General features: G+C 59.0%; 17 protein-coding genes and 1 pseudogene. 11 read left to right on the top strand and 7 right to left on the bottom strand.

Features of this window, described 5'->3' with window-relative positions; genetic code table 11:
* Positions 1-13 precede the first annotated feature (13 nt).
* The 11 genes and pseudogenes from ACMG4M_RS01265 to ACMG4M_RS01215 all read left to right on the top strand — a co-directional run bounded on the left by ACMG4M_RS01265 (position 14) and on the right by ACMG4M_RS01215 (position 7,553).
* On the top strand, positions 14-469 hold the full coding sequence (locus ACMG4M_RS01265) for a chemotaxis protein CheW (RefSeq protein ID WP_297767479.1): 456 nt from the start codon (positions 14-16) through the stop codon (positions 467-469).
* Positions 466-1,461 carry an MBL fold metallo-hydrolase gene (locus ACMG4M_RS01260; RefSeq protein ID WP_414430582.1) on the top strand — a complete coding sequence of 332 codons (996 nt, stop codon included), beginning with the start codon at positions 466-468 and terminating at the stop codon, positions 1,459-1,461. Before ACMG4M_RS01265 ends, ACMG4M_RS01260 begins: the two co-directional genes overlap by 4 nt.
* A complete protein-coding gene (locus tag ACMG4M_RS01255; RefSeq protein WP_414430581.1) occupies positions 1,458-2,456 on the top strand; it encodes a lysophospholipid acyltransferase family protein in 999 nt (332 codons plus the stop codon). Before ACMG4M_RS01260 ends, ACMG4M_RS01255 begins: the two co-directional genes overlap by 4 nt.
* Before the next feature lie 63 nt (positions 2,457-2,519).
* The gene (locus tag ACMG4M_RS01250) at positions 2,520-3,068 is read left to right on the top strand and encodes a cytochrome b (RefSeq protein ID WP_414430580.1); all 549 of its coding nucleotides are present in this window, start codon (positions 2,520-2,522) and stop codon (positions 3,066-3,068) included.
* Between the two features lie 71 nt (positions 3,069-3,139).
* Positions 3,140-3,628 (top strand): FKBP-type peptidyl-prolyl cis-trans isomerase, encoded by a 489-nt coding sequence (locus ACMG4M_RS01245; RefSeq protein WP_297767490.1) that lies wholly within the window; start codon positions 3,140-3,142, stop codon positions 3,626-3,628.
* 269 nt (positions 3,629-3,897) lie between these two features.
* Positions 3,898-4,368, top strand: coding sequence for an NfeD family protein (locus ACMG4M_RS01240; protein WP_414430579.1), 471 nt, complete (start codon positions 3,898-3,900; stop codon positions 4,366-4,368).
* A 58-nt stretch (positions 4,369-4,426) separates the two neighbouring features.
* Positions 4,427-5,386 (top strand): SPFH domain-containing protein, encoded by a 960-nt coding sequence (locus tag ACMG4M_RS01235; RefSeq protein ID WP_035245793.1) that lies wholly within the window; start codon positions 4,427-4,429, stop codon positions 5,384-5,386.
* Between the two features lie 275 nt (positions 5,387-5,661).
* Positions 5,662-6,210, top strand: coding sequence for a lactoylglutathione lyase (gene gloA / locus ACMG4M_RS01230; RefSeq protein WP_414430578.1), 549 nt, complete (start codon positions 5,662-5,664; stop codon positions 6,208-6,210).
* A gap of 131 nt (positions 6,211-6,341) precedes the next feature.
* Positions 6,342-6,518: pseudogene (locus ACMG4M_RS01225) on the top strand (hypothetical protein); the annotation flags it as partial.
* 15 nt (positions 6,519-6,533) lie between these two features.
* On the top strand, positions 6,534-6,827 hold the full coding sequence (locus ACMG4M_RS01220) for a hypothetical protein (RefSeq protein WP_414431154.1): 294 nt from the start codon (positions 6,534-6,536) through the stop codon (positions 6,825-6,827).
* A 66-nt stretch (positions 6,828-6,893) separates the two neighbouring features.
* A complete protein-coding gene (locus ACMG4M_RS01215; protein ID WP_414430577.1) occupies positions 6,894-7,553 on the top strand; it encodes a YoaK family protein in 660 nt (219 codons plus the stop codon).
* A gap of 2 nt (positions 7,554-7,555) precedes the next feature.
* Here ACMG4M_RS01215 and ACMG4M_RS01210 read toward each other — a convergent pair whose 3' ends face one another.
* From ACMG4M_RS01210 to ACMG4M_RS01180, 7 genes are all read right to left on the bottom strand, one after another.
* A complete protein-coding gene (locus tag ACMG4M_RS01210; protein WP_414430576.1) occupies positions 7,556-8,131 on the bottom strand; it encodes a DJ-1/PfpI family protein in 576 nt (191 codons plus the stop codon).
* A 16-nt stretch (positions 8,132-8,147) separates the two neighbouring features.
* Positions 8,148-8,483: a TfoX/Sxy family protein gene (locus ACMG4M_RS01205; protein ID WP_414430575.1), complete on the bottom strand. Its 336-nt coding sequence runs from the start codon at positions 8,481-8,483 to the stop codon at positions 8,148-8,150.
* A complete protein-coding gene (locus ACMG4M_RS01200; protein ID WP_297767511.1) occupies positions 8,483-8,908 on the bottom strand; it encodes an MAPEG family protein in 426 nt (141 codons plus the stop codon). The genes ACMG4M_RS01205 and ACMG4M_RS01200 overlap by 1 nt, the downstream gene beginning before the upstream one ends.
* 34 nt (positions 8,909-8,942) lie before the next feature.
* Positions 8,943-9,182: a hypothetical protein gene (locus ACMG4M_RS01195; RefSeq protein ID WP_414430574.1), complete on the bottom strand. Its 240-nt coding sequence runs from the start codon at positions 9,180-9,182 to the stop codon at positions 8,943-8,945.
* Positions 9,183-9,242: 60 nt separating this feature from the next.
* A complete protein-coding gene (locus ACMG4M_RS01190) occupies positions 9,243-9,905 on the bottom strand; it encodes a DUF1294 domain-containing protein (protein ID WP_414430573.1) in 663 nt (220 codons plus the stop codon).
* 11 nt (positions 9,906-9,916) lie between these two features.
* Complete coding sequence (locus ACMG4M_RS01185; RefSeq protein ID WP_414430572.1) at positions 9,917-11,086, bottom strand: AAA family ATPase; 1,170 nt, start codon at positions 11,084-11,086, stop codon at positions 9,917-9,919.
* A 135-nt stretch (positions 11,087-11,221) separates the two neighbouring features.
* Positions 11,222-11,944, bottom strand: a complete 723-nt coding sequence (locus ACMG4M_RS01180; protein ID WP_414430571.1) for a 16S rRNA (uracil(1498)-N(3))-methyltransferase — start codon at positions 11,942-11,944, stop codon at positions 11,222-11,224.
* Position 11,945: the final 1 nt, after the last annotated feature.

Here is an 11,945-nt window from a genome sequence, read left to right as displayed (position 1 = left end):
TTTGAGGTTTACTATGAGCAGCTTGCCATCCGACATCTCCAGCCTGCTGATCCCCATGCAGGGGCGTCCCTGGCTGATCCCCAACATCGTGGTCGCCGAAATCATCCCCCTGCGCCAACCGGATCGACCCGGTCATGGCCCTGAATGGCTGCTGGGCTGGCTAAGCTGGCGGGACCAGAATATTCCGCTGCTGTCCTTTGAGAAGCTCAACGAGTCCGGGCAGATCACCATTGGCCAGGATGCCCGCATCGCGGTACTCAATACCGTGGCTGGAAAAAGCACTTTCTATGCCGTGATCGTGCAGGGGATCCCGCGGATGATGAAAGTGGCCAAGAACGATCCGGTGGAAGAACCGGTGGACACCGGCCCGGCGGAAACCATGTACATCCAGGTGGGTGGCGACTTGGCGGTAATTCCCGATCTGGATGCCATTGAAGGCGCCGTGGCAGGACTACGGGACGGCGCATGATCGACCGGGAACGGCTGGCCGCTCTGGCAGCAGAACACCCTGCCCGCGCCGGGGTGTATCGCAATCGTTTCCCTACCCCCCGCCATGGCCTGGGTGCCTTCCTGCGCTGGCAATGGGACACCCGTGGCCAGTTTCCGCGCCATCAGCCTTTCCCGCTGCAGCAGCCGGACCCGCAGCGCCTGGCTAACCCAGGACCGCAACCGCAATTGACCTGGATCGGCCACGCCACCTTCCTGTTTCAGCACCGCGGCTGGAATATGATTACCGATCCGGTATTTTCCGAGCGCTGCTCACCACTGTCCTTTGCCGGCCCGAAACGGGCGGTACCGCCCGCCCTTACCGTCGATGACCTGCCGCCGATCAATGCCGTGCTGGTCTCCCACAACCACTACGACCATCTGGATCGAGCGTCGGTAAAACAGCTCCAGGCCCGTTTTGGTCGTGAAATACTCTGGTTCGTTCCCACGGGCGTGGCTTCCTGGCTACGTAATCTGGGCGTGGAGCGCATTATTGAACTGGGCTGGTGGCAAAGCGAATACCACGGCCAGGTGGAAGCCTTCTGCCTGCCCACCCAGCATTTCAGTGGCCGTGGCCCTGGCGACCATAACCAGACGCTGTGGTGTAGCTGGCGACTGAACTTCCCGGATTTCAGTCTCTATTTCGCCGGCGATACCGGTTATGCCCCGCTTTTTACTGAAATTGGCGACATTTTCGGCCCCGTGGACCTGGCCTTGTTACCCATCGGCGCCTATGAACCCCGCTGGTTTATGTCCCCGGTTCACATAAACCCGGCAGAAGCGGTTACAATTCACCAGGACATTCGCGCCCGCCAGTCGGTCGCCATGCACTGGGGCACCTTTGTGCTCACCGACGAGCCCATGGACGCGCCACCCCGGGCTCTGGCCCAGGCGTTGCAAGAACAACAGATCGATTCCGAGACATTTCGGGTCCCGCAGCATGGCGAGACCCTGACAATTGAATTGCCATCATGAGTAAACCATATCAAGGCCGCCGCCTGTGGTTGGTGGTCCGTCTGCTTGCCTGGCTTCCACTGCCGCTAGTCACCGCCTTCGGGGCTTTTGTTGCCACCCTGATCACGCTGGTGCCACTGCGCTATGCCAGTGCCTACCGGGTGGTGCTGATCAATCTGCTGGCCACCCACCCGGCCATGAGCCTGGCGGACGCCAAACGTATCGGCCGCCAGAGCATGGCCGAACTGGGCCGGACCCTCACCGAATTCAGCCATGTCTGGCATCGCCCGGTGGAACAAACCCTGGCCCGGATCACCCATATCCACGGCGAGCAAGCCTTTCTGGATGCCTGCGCCTGCGAGCGACCGGTACTCATGCTGTCCTTACACCAGGGTAGCTGGGAAATCAGTAACCTCTATGTGGGCGACAAGGGCGACCGCGACAAGACCCTGATCATGTACCAGCCCCATCCGGCCACCCTGATGGATGCCATGGTCAAGGCAGCCCGGGAGCGCACCGGCTCGGTACTGATTCCCACCAACAGCCAGGGGGTCAAAAAGGCGCTGGCGGCCATGAAAGCCGGCGGCACCCTGGGCATTCTTTCCGACCACAACCCGGGTAACCGCAGCAATCCCTGCGTGCCTTTTTTCGGCTACGATGTGCCCACCCCGGCACTGATCGACAAGCTGGTGCAGCGCTACCGCCCCCATGTGTTCATCGTATCCTGCATCCGTGGCCAGGGCGGCGTGAAAGACATCCATCTCCACTTCGATCCAGCCCCGGAGATCGAACAGGCCAGCGACTGCACCGAGATTCTCACCGCCATGAACACCGGCCTGCAGCACTGTATCGACCGCAACCTGGCCCAGTATCAGTGGACCTACAAACGCTTCAAATGGGGCCCCAAGGGGCGGCGGCGCTGGTATCGGCAATCCCGCGACCTGCTGGCGCGGATCGCCCAGGGCGAAGACCGTAAAACCCTGGGCCTGCACCCGGACACTGACCCGGATCAGTGAATACCCGTTAAGCCCCGGTTATTCTTTATCCGGGATACTTCGGTTAATGAGCGGGAGCGCACCATGACTACAAGACCGGCAAGCTGGCACGCATTACACAAAGGGCTTCACTGGCTGGTGGTCTTGTTGCTGGTGATGGTCTGGGGCGCCGTGGAACTCCATGAGTTCTACGAAAAAAGTGACCCCATGCGCGAATGGTGGAAAATGCTGCATTTTTCACTGGGGCTCACCACGCTGGTTATCATCCTGATCCGGCTTTATGGCCGCGCCCTTTACCCGCGCCCGACACCCATTGGCGCCGCCTGGCAGCATCAGTTATCCCGTCTTGTTCATGGACTGCTGTATGGGGTGCTTCTCGCCATGCCCCTCAGCGGCTTTGCCATGCGCCAGTTTGCCGGCAAGACCATAGAGATCTTTGGCATTGTCAGCGTGCCCCAGCTGGCGGCGATCAATACCGACCTGGCCAAGCAAATCGCCTTCATTCACAAGGAGGTGCTGTGGACCACGCTGCTGACCCTGATAGCCATCCATGTGGCAGGCGCCCTGTGGCACCATTTCATCGACAGGGACGCCACCCTGAAACGCATGCTCCCCGGCAAACACAACCACTGAGATAATTGCCCGGCGGCGATGAAGGCGCCACAATTGCCCACCATCCCGATCGCCTGACAACCGGAGCCTGCATGACCATCGAAAACGACAAGGTCGTTACCCTGCATTACAGCCTGTTCAACGCCGACGACGGCAGCGAAATTGAAAACTCCCGGGAAACCGGCGAGCCCATGGCGTACCTGCACGGCTACAACAACATCATCAAGGGCCTGGAAGCCGCCCTTACCGGCAAGGCCGTCGGTGACGAGGTGGACGTGACCGTGAGCCCGGCAGACGCCTATGGCGAATACGACAACACCCTGTTCCAGCGCATCTCCCGCAAGTACCTGAAACACGCCGGCAAGCTGGCCCCTGGCAAGGTCGTCACCGTCTCCACTGACGAAGGCCCGCGCATGCTCACCGTGCTCAAGGTGGGCCTGAAAACCGTGGACGTGGACGCCAACCACCCCCTGGCTGGAAAATCCCTGCGTTTTGTAGTGGAAATTACGGATATTCGTGATGCCAGCGAAGAAGAAAAAGCGCACAAGCACGCCCACGGCGTTGGCGGGCATCAGCACTGAATCAGTTGAAAGGCGCGGGCAGGTTCTGGGGACACCCCACTGACGCCTGCGCCGCGCCGCAAAAAAGGAATCCTCCTATGGTGCCGGTATATTGAGGCACAGAGATAGCGGTAAACGGTTGCTGAATGGCCCCCTCGCGCTTTGTCACTTTCAACTTTGAACTTTCAACTCGCCCCTCTCCGATTTTCAGCCTTTTCCTACCGACTAACCTGTCACCAACGTGCTATCTTAGTTGATCAAAATAATGCACACGCTACAGGGGCACAGGAATGGATCTGCCAGAATACAGCTACTGGATTATCGCCGGGCTTGCCTTTGTGATCGCCGAATTTGCCGTCTCCGGACTGGTGGTGATCTTCTTCGGGATCGCCGCGTTGCTGGTAGGCAGCCTCAAGTTTCTCGGACTGCTGGATGACACCGCCTGGGAACTGACCCTGTTCGCTCTTACCAGCCTGTTATTGCTGGTATTTGTCCGTCGCGTGATCAACGACAAACTGATGGGCAGTGAGCGGCCCCGCGGTGAGGGCGAGGCAGACAGTGCCGGCCTGGTCGGTGGTCGCGCCACCGTGGCAGACGCCTTCAGCAACGGCGTGGGCACCGTTTCCTACCGGGGCGCCCGCTGGCAGGCACAGTGCGCCCAGCCCCTGCATCCCGGCGATATGGTTCGCATCACCCAGCACGACGGCCTCTGGCTCACCGTCGAACCCTGGACGCCAGGGCCGCAGACGCCGGCTGAATAACCCCTATCGCCAACCCGTTTTCATCTCAACTCGCTAGCAATAACAAGGAACCCTATCCATGGCAGGTTTAATTATTTCCGCTCTCATCGCCCTCGGCGTTGTCATTCTGCTCTTCATGGTGATTCGCATCGTGCCGCAGCGGCAGGTGTATGTGGTGGAGCGGCTGGGCAAGTACCAGACATCCCTGGAGGCGGGCCTCCACTTCCTGATGCCCTTTATCGACCGGGTTGCCTACAAGCACTCCCAGAAGGAAATCGTCCGTGACGTGCCGCGCCAGAGCTGTATCACCAAGGACAACATCGAAGTCTCCATCGACGGCGTCATGTACCTGCAGGTAATCGATCCCAAGTCCGCCAGTTACGGTGTGGACGACTACGTGATGGCCGCCCAGCAATTGGCCCAGACCACCCTGCGTTCCGTGATCGGTAAAATCGATCTGGACAAGACCTTCGAGGAACGCGGCGAAATCAATATGGAAGTGGTCAAGGCGGTGGATGAAGCCGCACAGCCCTGGGGCGTGAAGGTACTGCGCTACGAAGTGGCCGACATCAACCTGCCCGTGTCCATCAAGGACGCCATGGAGAAACAGGTTCGCGCCGAGCGTGAACGTCGCGCCGTGGTTGCCGAGTCCGAGGGTGAACGTCAGGCCGCCATTAACCGTTCAGAGGGTGATCGCCAGGCCGCCATCAACCGCTCCGAAGGTGAGAAGCAGGAGATGATCAATATCTCCGAAGGGGAGAAGATGAAGCAGATCAACGAGGCGGAAGGTCGCGCCCGTCAGATCGAGCTGATCGCCACCGCTACCGCTGAAGGTCTGCGCCAGGTGGCCGGTGCCGTGAAAGAGGATGGCGGCGAAGAAGCCGTCAGCCTGCGCATCGCCGAGCAGTACGTATCCGCCTTCGAAAAAGTCGCCAAGGAATCCACCACCCTGCTGCTGCCCCAGGGCCTCAGCGACATCGGTGGCGCCGTGGCCGGCCTGCAGAAAGTCCTCAAGACCGTGGAAAAAACCCCGGCCTGATCCATCCATCTCCAGGAGCTTGCCAACCGCAAGCTCCGCCCTCTCTGTAGGAGCACCGCTTGAGGTGCGAACCGAGCGCAGCGAGGCAACAAAGGCTCAAGACCCGTAGACACTCTCTGGAATTGTCGAGCTTTGAAATGCCTGATCTCCCTCGTCGATTCCGCGTTGGCACGCGGTTCCCACCTCAAGCGGTGCGCCTGCAACAAGGCTTGCATTCCTTTCGCCCCATCCCAATATCCTGAACATCCCCAAGCCTCAAAGATTCAGGAGCCCCCATGTCCCGCCATTTCGAACAGGCCGACGGCCTCTGTGACACCCCGGACGATGCCACCCGCGATTTCCTGTTCAACCAGACCATGCTGCGTATCAAGGACCCCACGGTCAGCCTGGATTTCTATACCCGGGTGCTGGGCATGCGCCTGGTGCGTAAACTCGATTTTCCGGCAATGAAGTTCAGCCTCTATTTCCTGGCCTATCTGGGGGAAGAGGAAGCGCGCCAGGTGCCCGAGGACGATGCCAAACGACTCACCTATACCTTTGGCCGTGAAGCCATGCTGGAGCTGACCCACAACTGGGGCAGCGAAGACAATGCGGACTTTGCCTATCACAATGGCAACGACAAGCCCCAGGGGTTTGGTCATATCGGCATCACCGTTCCCGATGTTTACGCCGCCGCCGAACGGTTCGAAAAGCTGGGAGTGGATTTCGTCAAGAAACCGGATGATGGCAAGATGAAAGGTCTCGCTTTCATCAAGGATCCGGATGGATACTGGATTGAAATCCTGCAGGCTGACATGATGGAAACGCAGCAGAAGAGCAGCTGAAAGATGTCACTTTTCTGACAGGCAATTTGTTTTTTTGCTTTCCTCTCTGGCTGTCTCGTATTGTGTAAGGCTCGTGTTTTTTGTCCAAGGCCCGGCACCCTCTCCGGGCCCACCTCAGGGGATCACCTATAATGAGTCAGTCTTCTCTTCTTACCAGCGCACAGCGTACCTTTTGCCAGGCTCGATCCGACCAACCGGCCCCGAACGGCCCCCGAGCCAAGGCATTGCTGGCGTTGGACCAAGGCAATACCCAGCAACAGGCCGCTGAACAAAGTGGGCTCAGCCTCGGCCAGGTACGCTACTGTTTACGACGGTTCCGGACCGTGAGCCTGGAAATCTTCGACACCGACAGCCCGGCTCCCACTTCTTCTGCGCAGGCAGACAACAAGACGCAAAAAGCCGACAAAGAAAAAAAGAAAAGCGGCAAAAAAGTCAAAGCACTGAAACCCGTCAAAGCCAAAAATGAAAAGTCCGAGAAAAAAACGGACAAGAAAAGCACCAAGGGCACCAGCAAAAAGCCCAAAAAGAGTGACAAGAAAGACAACAAGAAAAAGTCCGGTAAAAAGGGCGGTGACAAAAAAGCCTCAAAAGGCAGCAAGAAGAAGAAAAAGAAATAGTCGAAAATCCCCCGCTGACGCCCATGTTACACTCGCCTATCATCACGGCTATGCATGGGGGCTTTCTTGCTGACGCGTCTTCCACCCTGGGTAGAAGTTGGAGCCTTTCTGCTCGCCTTTCTGGCGGGCAGTGTCAATGCGGTGGGGCTGCTGGGCTTTAGTCACCAGTCTGTCTCTCACCTGACCGGCACCTCGTCGCTACTGGGCCTGGCATTGGCGGACCTGGCTCTGGGCAATGCCCTGCACCTGCTGTTTACCCTGCTTAGCTTTCTCGCCGGTGCCGCCCTCAGCGGCATGCTGATCACCAGCACCGCCCTGAAACTGGGCCGCCATTACGGTTTCTCCCTGCTGATCGAAGCCGCGTTGCTGATCATGGCCATGCTGACACTGCAACAGGGCAGCGATCTCGGTATCTATCTGGCCTCCATGGCCTGCGGCCTGCAGAACGCCATGGTCACCACCTACAGCGGCTCCATCATTCGCACCACTCACCTGTCCGGGATTTTCACCGACCTGGGCATCATGCTCGGCAACAGACTGCGCGGCATTCCCATCAACGGCCGCCGACTGTTGCTGTTCGTGTTGTTGATTGGTGGCTTCGTCTGTGGCGGCGTGGTCGGCACCTGGCTGTTCCGGTTGCTGCATTTCACGGCGCTGATGCTTCCTGCCATCTTGGCGGCATCACTGGCAGTGGTGTACTGGCGTTATAGCCGCCGGCATCGGTAAACCTACTCTTGCCAGGCATAGTCCATCTGCCGGGCAGTGTCTTCCGCCAGTTTCCGGCTGTGCAGCTTTTCCACCAGATGCAGACTCATGTCGATGCCTGCGGAAATGCCCGCCGACGTGAGGCGATTGCCATCTTCTACCCAGCGGACATTTTCCTGCACATCCAGCGCAGGGAAACGCTGTCGTAAATCAGCACTATCTTCCCAGTGAGTGGTGACCCGTTGATCCGTCAGCAAACCGGCCTCGGCCAGCAGAAAGGCGCCAGTACAGACAGACGTGACCCAGCTGGCGGCATCACCGGCCTTGCGAATGGCTTCAAGCAGGGCCGGGTTTTCCATGCCAGCGCAATGCACACCACCGCTGACCAGCAATACATCCACAGACGGGTGGTCGGCGAGGGTGAAGTGACTTTTCACCGGGAAGCCACCTCTCGCCATCACCTCACGGTTTTCACTGATCAGGGACACCTGCCAGGGCGCACTATCACAGAGCCGGGCGGCAGTAGAGAACACTTCAAAAGGGCCGGCAAAATCCAGCACTTCGGCATCATCGTAGATCACAATCCCGATTTGCAGCATGGTCATTCCTGAAGATTTATTTGGGTGGCAGGGTACGCACAAAAGCAAAGCAGTGAGATAACCAGTCCTGTAGGGCCGCATCATCGGCGACGGTATCGGCGTCGATCATCAGCATGCCCTTCATGGGCCGGCCGGTGAAATCCATCTCGCCGGCCCCGGGTTCGCCGAGCAACGCTGCATAGGCATCCGGCCCCACTCGTGCCATCAAGCGGTCACCGAGAATACCGCAGCACATGTTGCCGGCGATCATGAAACAGAGGCCACCGAACATGCGCTTTTCATCGGGCAGAGCACCACTGACAGTGAGCAGCCCTTCGCGCACCCGCAACGCCAGATCAGTATCTAAGGCCATCAGAACACGGCGCGTAACGCATTGACGGTGAGCCCGATCAGTACCAGAGACGACAGGGCAAACAACACAAAACGTAGCTCGATCTTGTTGATCAACGCCTGCAATAACGAATGCACCACGCGGATACCCACATAGGCCCAGGCCAACGTCAGGTTGATGCCATCACCCTGGCCAAGCAGTGCCAGCGACAGGGCCACGGCATAGAACACCGTAGGCTGTTCCATCAGGTGGTTATAGTTATCCGCCTTCCAGCGCACACTGGCGGGCAGGGTGTTCATCTGCTCGCCACGGGGCGCTACCGGGTCTGGCTTCATGCTGGCGGCTTTCATGGCTGGCAACCGCGTTACATACATCCAGAGCCACATGACCATGGTCCAGGCCACCAGTACCACGACCGGGGTAATAATAGGGCTTGTCACTTGCATGTCTTTTCCTCGTGCTCCATATCAATTGAAGAGCTCAGAATAATTTTTCCAGTGCCGCCAGCAGCATGCCAACAAGAAAAGCCGTCATCAGAATGGCGGCTATTTTTCGGTTGCTCAGCGACGTGTCAGCTGCTTGCAGATGTTTGTCGCAGCAGGCTGACACCCATCCCGCTGCCGCCCCGCGACTCATCTTATATTGTCGGCATAACTGTCTGATCGCTGCTTTTTTTCCGTACATTTTCAGCGAGCTTTCCACCTCTTCCGGTAACCGCATATTATTTTTCTTCCCTGGTTATTGTTTTATTTCATTCGCTTTTTTATAAGCGTTTCAGTCTCAAACTGGACTGCTTATCCATCCCCATTGCTTGAGTGTGATCAACCAACTCAACGCCTGAACATCCAGCCAGCCCCGCAAGGGCGCGGCCTGAGGACTGAACAGAAAGACACCTACCGCCACAAGATTTACCACGGCCATCAGCCAGAAAACAATGCGAAAAGGCTGCTTGCGGGTTTTGTGGCGAAACAGCGGACGCGCCAGAAGACCACCGGGCCAGCCACCGGCGAGGGACAAAAGATGCAGGGTATTTTCTGGCACCCTCTGGCGTTCGTTCAGCGCTGCTCGCTTATCCAGACCGAACATCAGGAACGTCAGGCCGGCGATTAACAGCAGAAAAATAATCAGGAAAAACCAGAACGCATTCTGTGAGAAAAACCACCAAACCGCGCCATAGAACGCCCCCACTATCAGCAGCGGGAAAAGAAATTCCGGCAACAGCAAATGAGCGGGCCGCCAGCACCGTTCCACCTCCACGGCACGTACGCCCTTGGCCGCATCCGGTTCCACCCGAAACAGCACCTTTTCGCCGGCTTTCGGGCGCGAACGAATACGGCCAAAGGCACTGACATGAACAAAAATGTCCCGGCCTTTCTTGTCGGTGATAAAGCCGAAACCACGCTCATCATCCCAACGTTGCAGTACACCTGATTGTTTTTTCATATTTTCCTGCGTCAGTGGTGTTCCGACCAATGCCAGTTAGGCGTACTCAACAACCCCTGCCCGACGATCTGCGTTTCACCCAGTTCCTTGGTGAGTTCTACCCCATGGCAATCCGGATGCTCGTTCAACGCTGCCACCAACCGGCTGGCATGGCTGACCACCCATAGCTGGCTATGCTGACTGGCCTGCTCGATCAGGCGGGCCAGCGCTGGCAACAGATCCGGGTGCAGGCTGTTCTCGGGTTCGTTGAGCACCATCAGTGAAGGGGGGCGCGGGGTGAGCAGGGCGGCGATCAGCAACAGATAGCGCAGGGTGCCGTCGGACAGTTCCGCCGCTGACAACGGACGCAACAGACCGTACTGATGAAACTCCAGTTTCAGGCGACCATCCGGCAACGGCTCTATGTTCAGCTTGGCACCGGGAAAGGCATCTTCAATGGCAGCATCCAGGGCCATACTGTCGCCCACCTCACGGATGGTCTGCAGGGCCGCCGCCAGATCGCGGCCATCGTGGTGCAGCACCGGTGTACGAGTGCCGATCTGTACCTGGCGGGCCGGTGCATCCCGGTCGGTACGGAAGTGGTCATAGAAACGCCAGCCGCGAATCCGCTCGCGCAGGGCCAACACCTCCGGCGCCGTGCGGGCATCGGCCACCTGGCTGAACAGACTGTCGAAGGTATTGAGATGGTCGGCCAAGGATAACCAACCGTTATCAACACGGGCCTTCACCAGCGGGCCGCGCCGATCCACCAGCGCTGCCGCAGGCCGGTAGGCGCCGCCGGCCCAGATGATTTCCCGCTTGATTTCCGGGTCCAGGTTGAAGGCGGTGGTGCTGTCCGGCCGGGGCAGACCCAGCTCGATCAGGTAGCCGAAATCCTCATCGGCAAAACCCAGCCTAAGCCGCCGACTATGCTGACGCGGCCCGCCTTCCACCGGCACCAGCCCCTTGCGCATGGCGGTGCTGAGCGTCTCCGGCCCGGCCCAGAAGGTAGACTCCAGCCCGCCCTCACCGGCCAGCGCCGCAATCACATCATCCTGGGCCGTAGCCGCCAGCAACCGCAGGGCCCGATACAGATTGGACTTGCCACTGCCGTTGGCACCGGTAATCACATTCAGCGGCCCAAGCGGCAACACCAGCTCCAGCGCGGAGCGGTAATTACTGATGGCCAGGGTAGTCAGCATGAACGCTTCCTTGTTGTTATCAGCTTCGAGCGACTAGCCTCGAGCGACTAGCAGGATGCTGCCACCGATTGGGCGCGGGCACCTAGCGAAACGTTGCGAGAAACCAGGCCGCGCCTGGTAGCTAGCAGCTCGAAGCTAGTCGCTGCTTTGCCACGCCCACAACGCCGCCAGCAACGCCACCGGCGCCGTCTCGGCCCGCAACACCCGATTACCCAGGGCAAACGCCACAAAACCGTTTTCCTCTGCCACGCGCAATTCGTCATCGGAAAAGCCGCCCTCCGGCCCGGTGAGCAGGGCCAGTTCCGTAATGCCGTTCAGCGCAGCAGGGGAGAATGGGTTTTTCCCCGGGTGGGCGATCAGTCGCAAGTCTGGCAGATCCGATGTCAGCCAGTCCTTGAGCGACCTCACACCGGTGACCTGCGGGGGCCGGTTCAGGCCGCATTGTTCACAGGCACTGATAGCCACCTGTTGCCACTGGCCCAGTTTCTTTTCCTGGCGTTCGCCCTTGAGGCGGACTTCGCAGCGTTCGGTATCCAGCACCACGATCCGCGCCGCGCCCAGCTCGGTGGCTTTCTGGATCGCATAATCCATGCGCTCGCCCTTGATCATGGGCAGTGCCACCGTGACCGCCAGCGGCGCCGTACGGTCTTCGGCCACAAACGCCAACGGTTCCACGGTCACCGCCTTCTTGCCAACGGCAAGGATCCGCGCGGACCATTCACCGCCGTGCCCATTGAATACCACCAGCTCGTCCCCCTCCGCCATGCGAAGCACCTTGCCAATATGATGACTGGCATTGGCGCCCAGCTCGGTGGCAAGGCCGGACTGAAATTCCTGATCGTCGAAAAAGCGGCGCATA

Origin of the sequence: Alcanivorax sp. IL3, from assembly GCF_047495465.1 — a bacterium.
Classification (GTDB): Bacteria; Pseudomonadota; Gammaproteobacteria; order Pseudomonadales; family Alcanivoracaceae; genus Alcanivorax; species Alcanivorax jadensis.
Note: the sequence above shows the minus strand (reverse complement) of the source record. Positions and strands in the feature narration are given on the sequence as shown.

Excerpts from the sequence above, each read along its gene's own strand:
- ACMG4M_RS01250 (WP_414430580.1), top strand. The coding sequence starts at position 2,520 with ATGACTACAAGACCGGCAAGCTGGCACGCATTACACAAAGGGCTTCAC.
- ACMG4M_RS01195 (WP_414430574.1), bottom strand. The coding sequence starts at position 9,182 with ATGCGGTTACCGGAAGAGGTGGAAAGCTCGCTGAAAATGTACGGAAAA.
- ACMG4M_RS01235 (WP_035245793.1), top strand. The coding sequence starts at position 4,427 with ATGGCAGGTTTAATTATTTCCGCTCTCATCGCCCTCGGCGTTGTCATT.
- ACMG4M_RS01210 (WP_414430576.1), bottom strand. The coding sequence starts at position 8,131 with ATGCTGCAAATCGGGATTGTGATCTACGATGATGCCGAAGTGCTGGAT.
- ACMG4M_RS01265 (WP_297767479.1), top strand. The coding sequence starts at position 14 with ATGAGCAGCTTGCCATCCGACATCTCCAGCCTGCTGATCCCCATGCAG.
- ACMG4M_RS01245 (WP_297767490.1), top strand. The coding sequence starts at position 3,140 with ATGACCATCGAAAACGACAAGGTCGTTACCCTGCATTACAGCCTGTTC.
- ACMG4M_RS01240 (WP_414430579.1), top strand. The coding sequence starts at position 3,898 with ATGGATCTGCCAGAATACAGCTACTGGATTATCGCCGGGCTTGCCTTT.
- ACMG4M_RS01185 (WP_414430572.1), bottom strand. The coding sequence starts at position 11,086 with ATGCTGACTACCCTGGCCATCAGTAATTACCGCTCCGCGCTGGAGCTG.
- ACMG4M_RS01205 (WP_414430575.1), bottom strand. The coding sequence starts at position 8,483 with ATGGCCTTAGATACTGATCTGGCGTTGCGGGTGCGCGAAGGGCTGCTC.
- gloA (WP_414430578.1), top strand. The coding sequence starts at position 5,662 with ATGTCCCGCCATTTCGAACAGGCCGACGGCCTCTGTGACACCCCGGAC.
- ACMG4M_RS01190 (WP_414430573.1), bottom strand. The coding sequence starts at position 9,905 with ATGAAAAAACAATCAGGTGTACTGCAACGTTGGGATGATGAGCGTGGT.
- ACMG4M_RS01180 (WP_414430571.1), bottom strand. The coding sequence starts at position 11,944 with ATGCGCCGCTTTTTCGACGATCAGGAATTTCAGTCCGGCCTTGCCACC.
- ACMG4M_RS01255 (WP_414430581.1), top strand. The coding sequence starts at position 1,458 with ATGAGTAAACCATATCAAGGCCGCCGCCTGTGGTTGGTGGTCCGTCTG.
- ACMG4M_RS01200 (WP_297767511.1), bottom strand. The coding sequence starts at position 8,908 with ATGCAAGTGACAAGCCCTATTATTACCCCGGTCGTGGTACTGGTGGCC.
- ACMG4M_RS01260 (WP_414430582.1), top strand. The coding sequence starts at position 466 with ATGATCGACCGGGAACGGCTGGCCGCTCTGGCAGCAGAACACCCTGCC.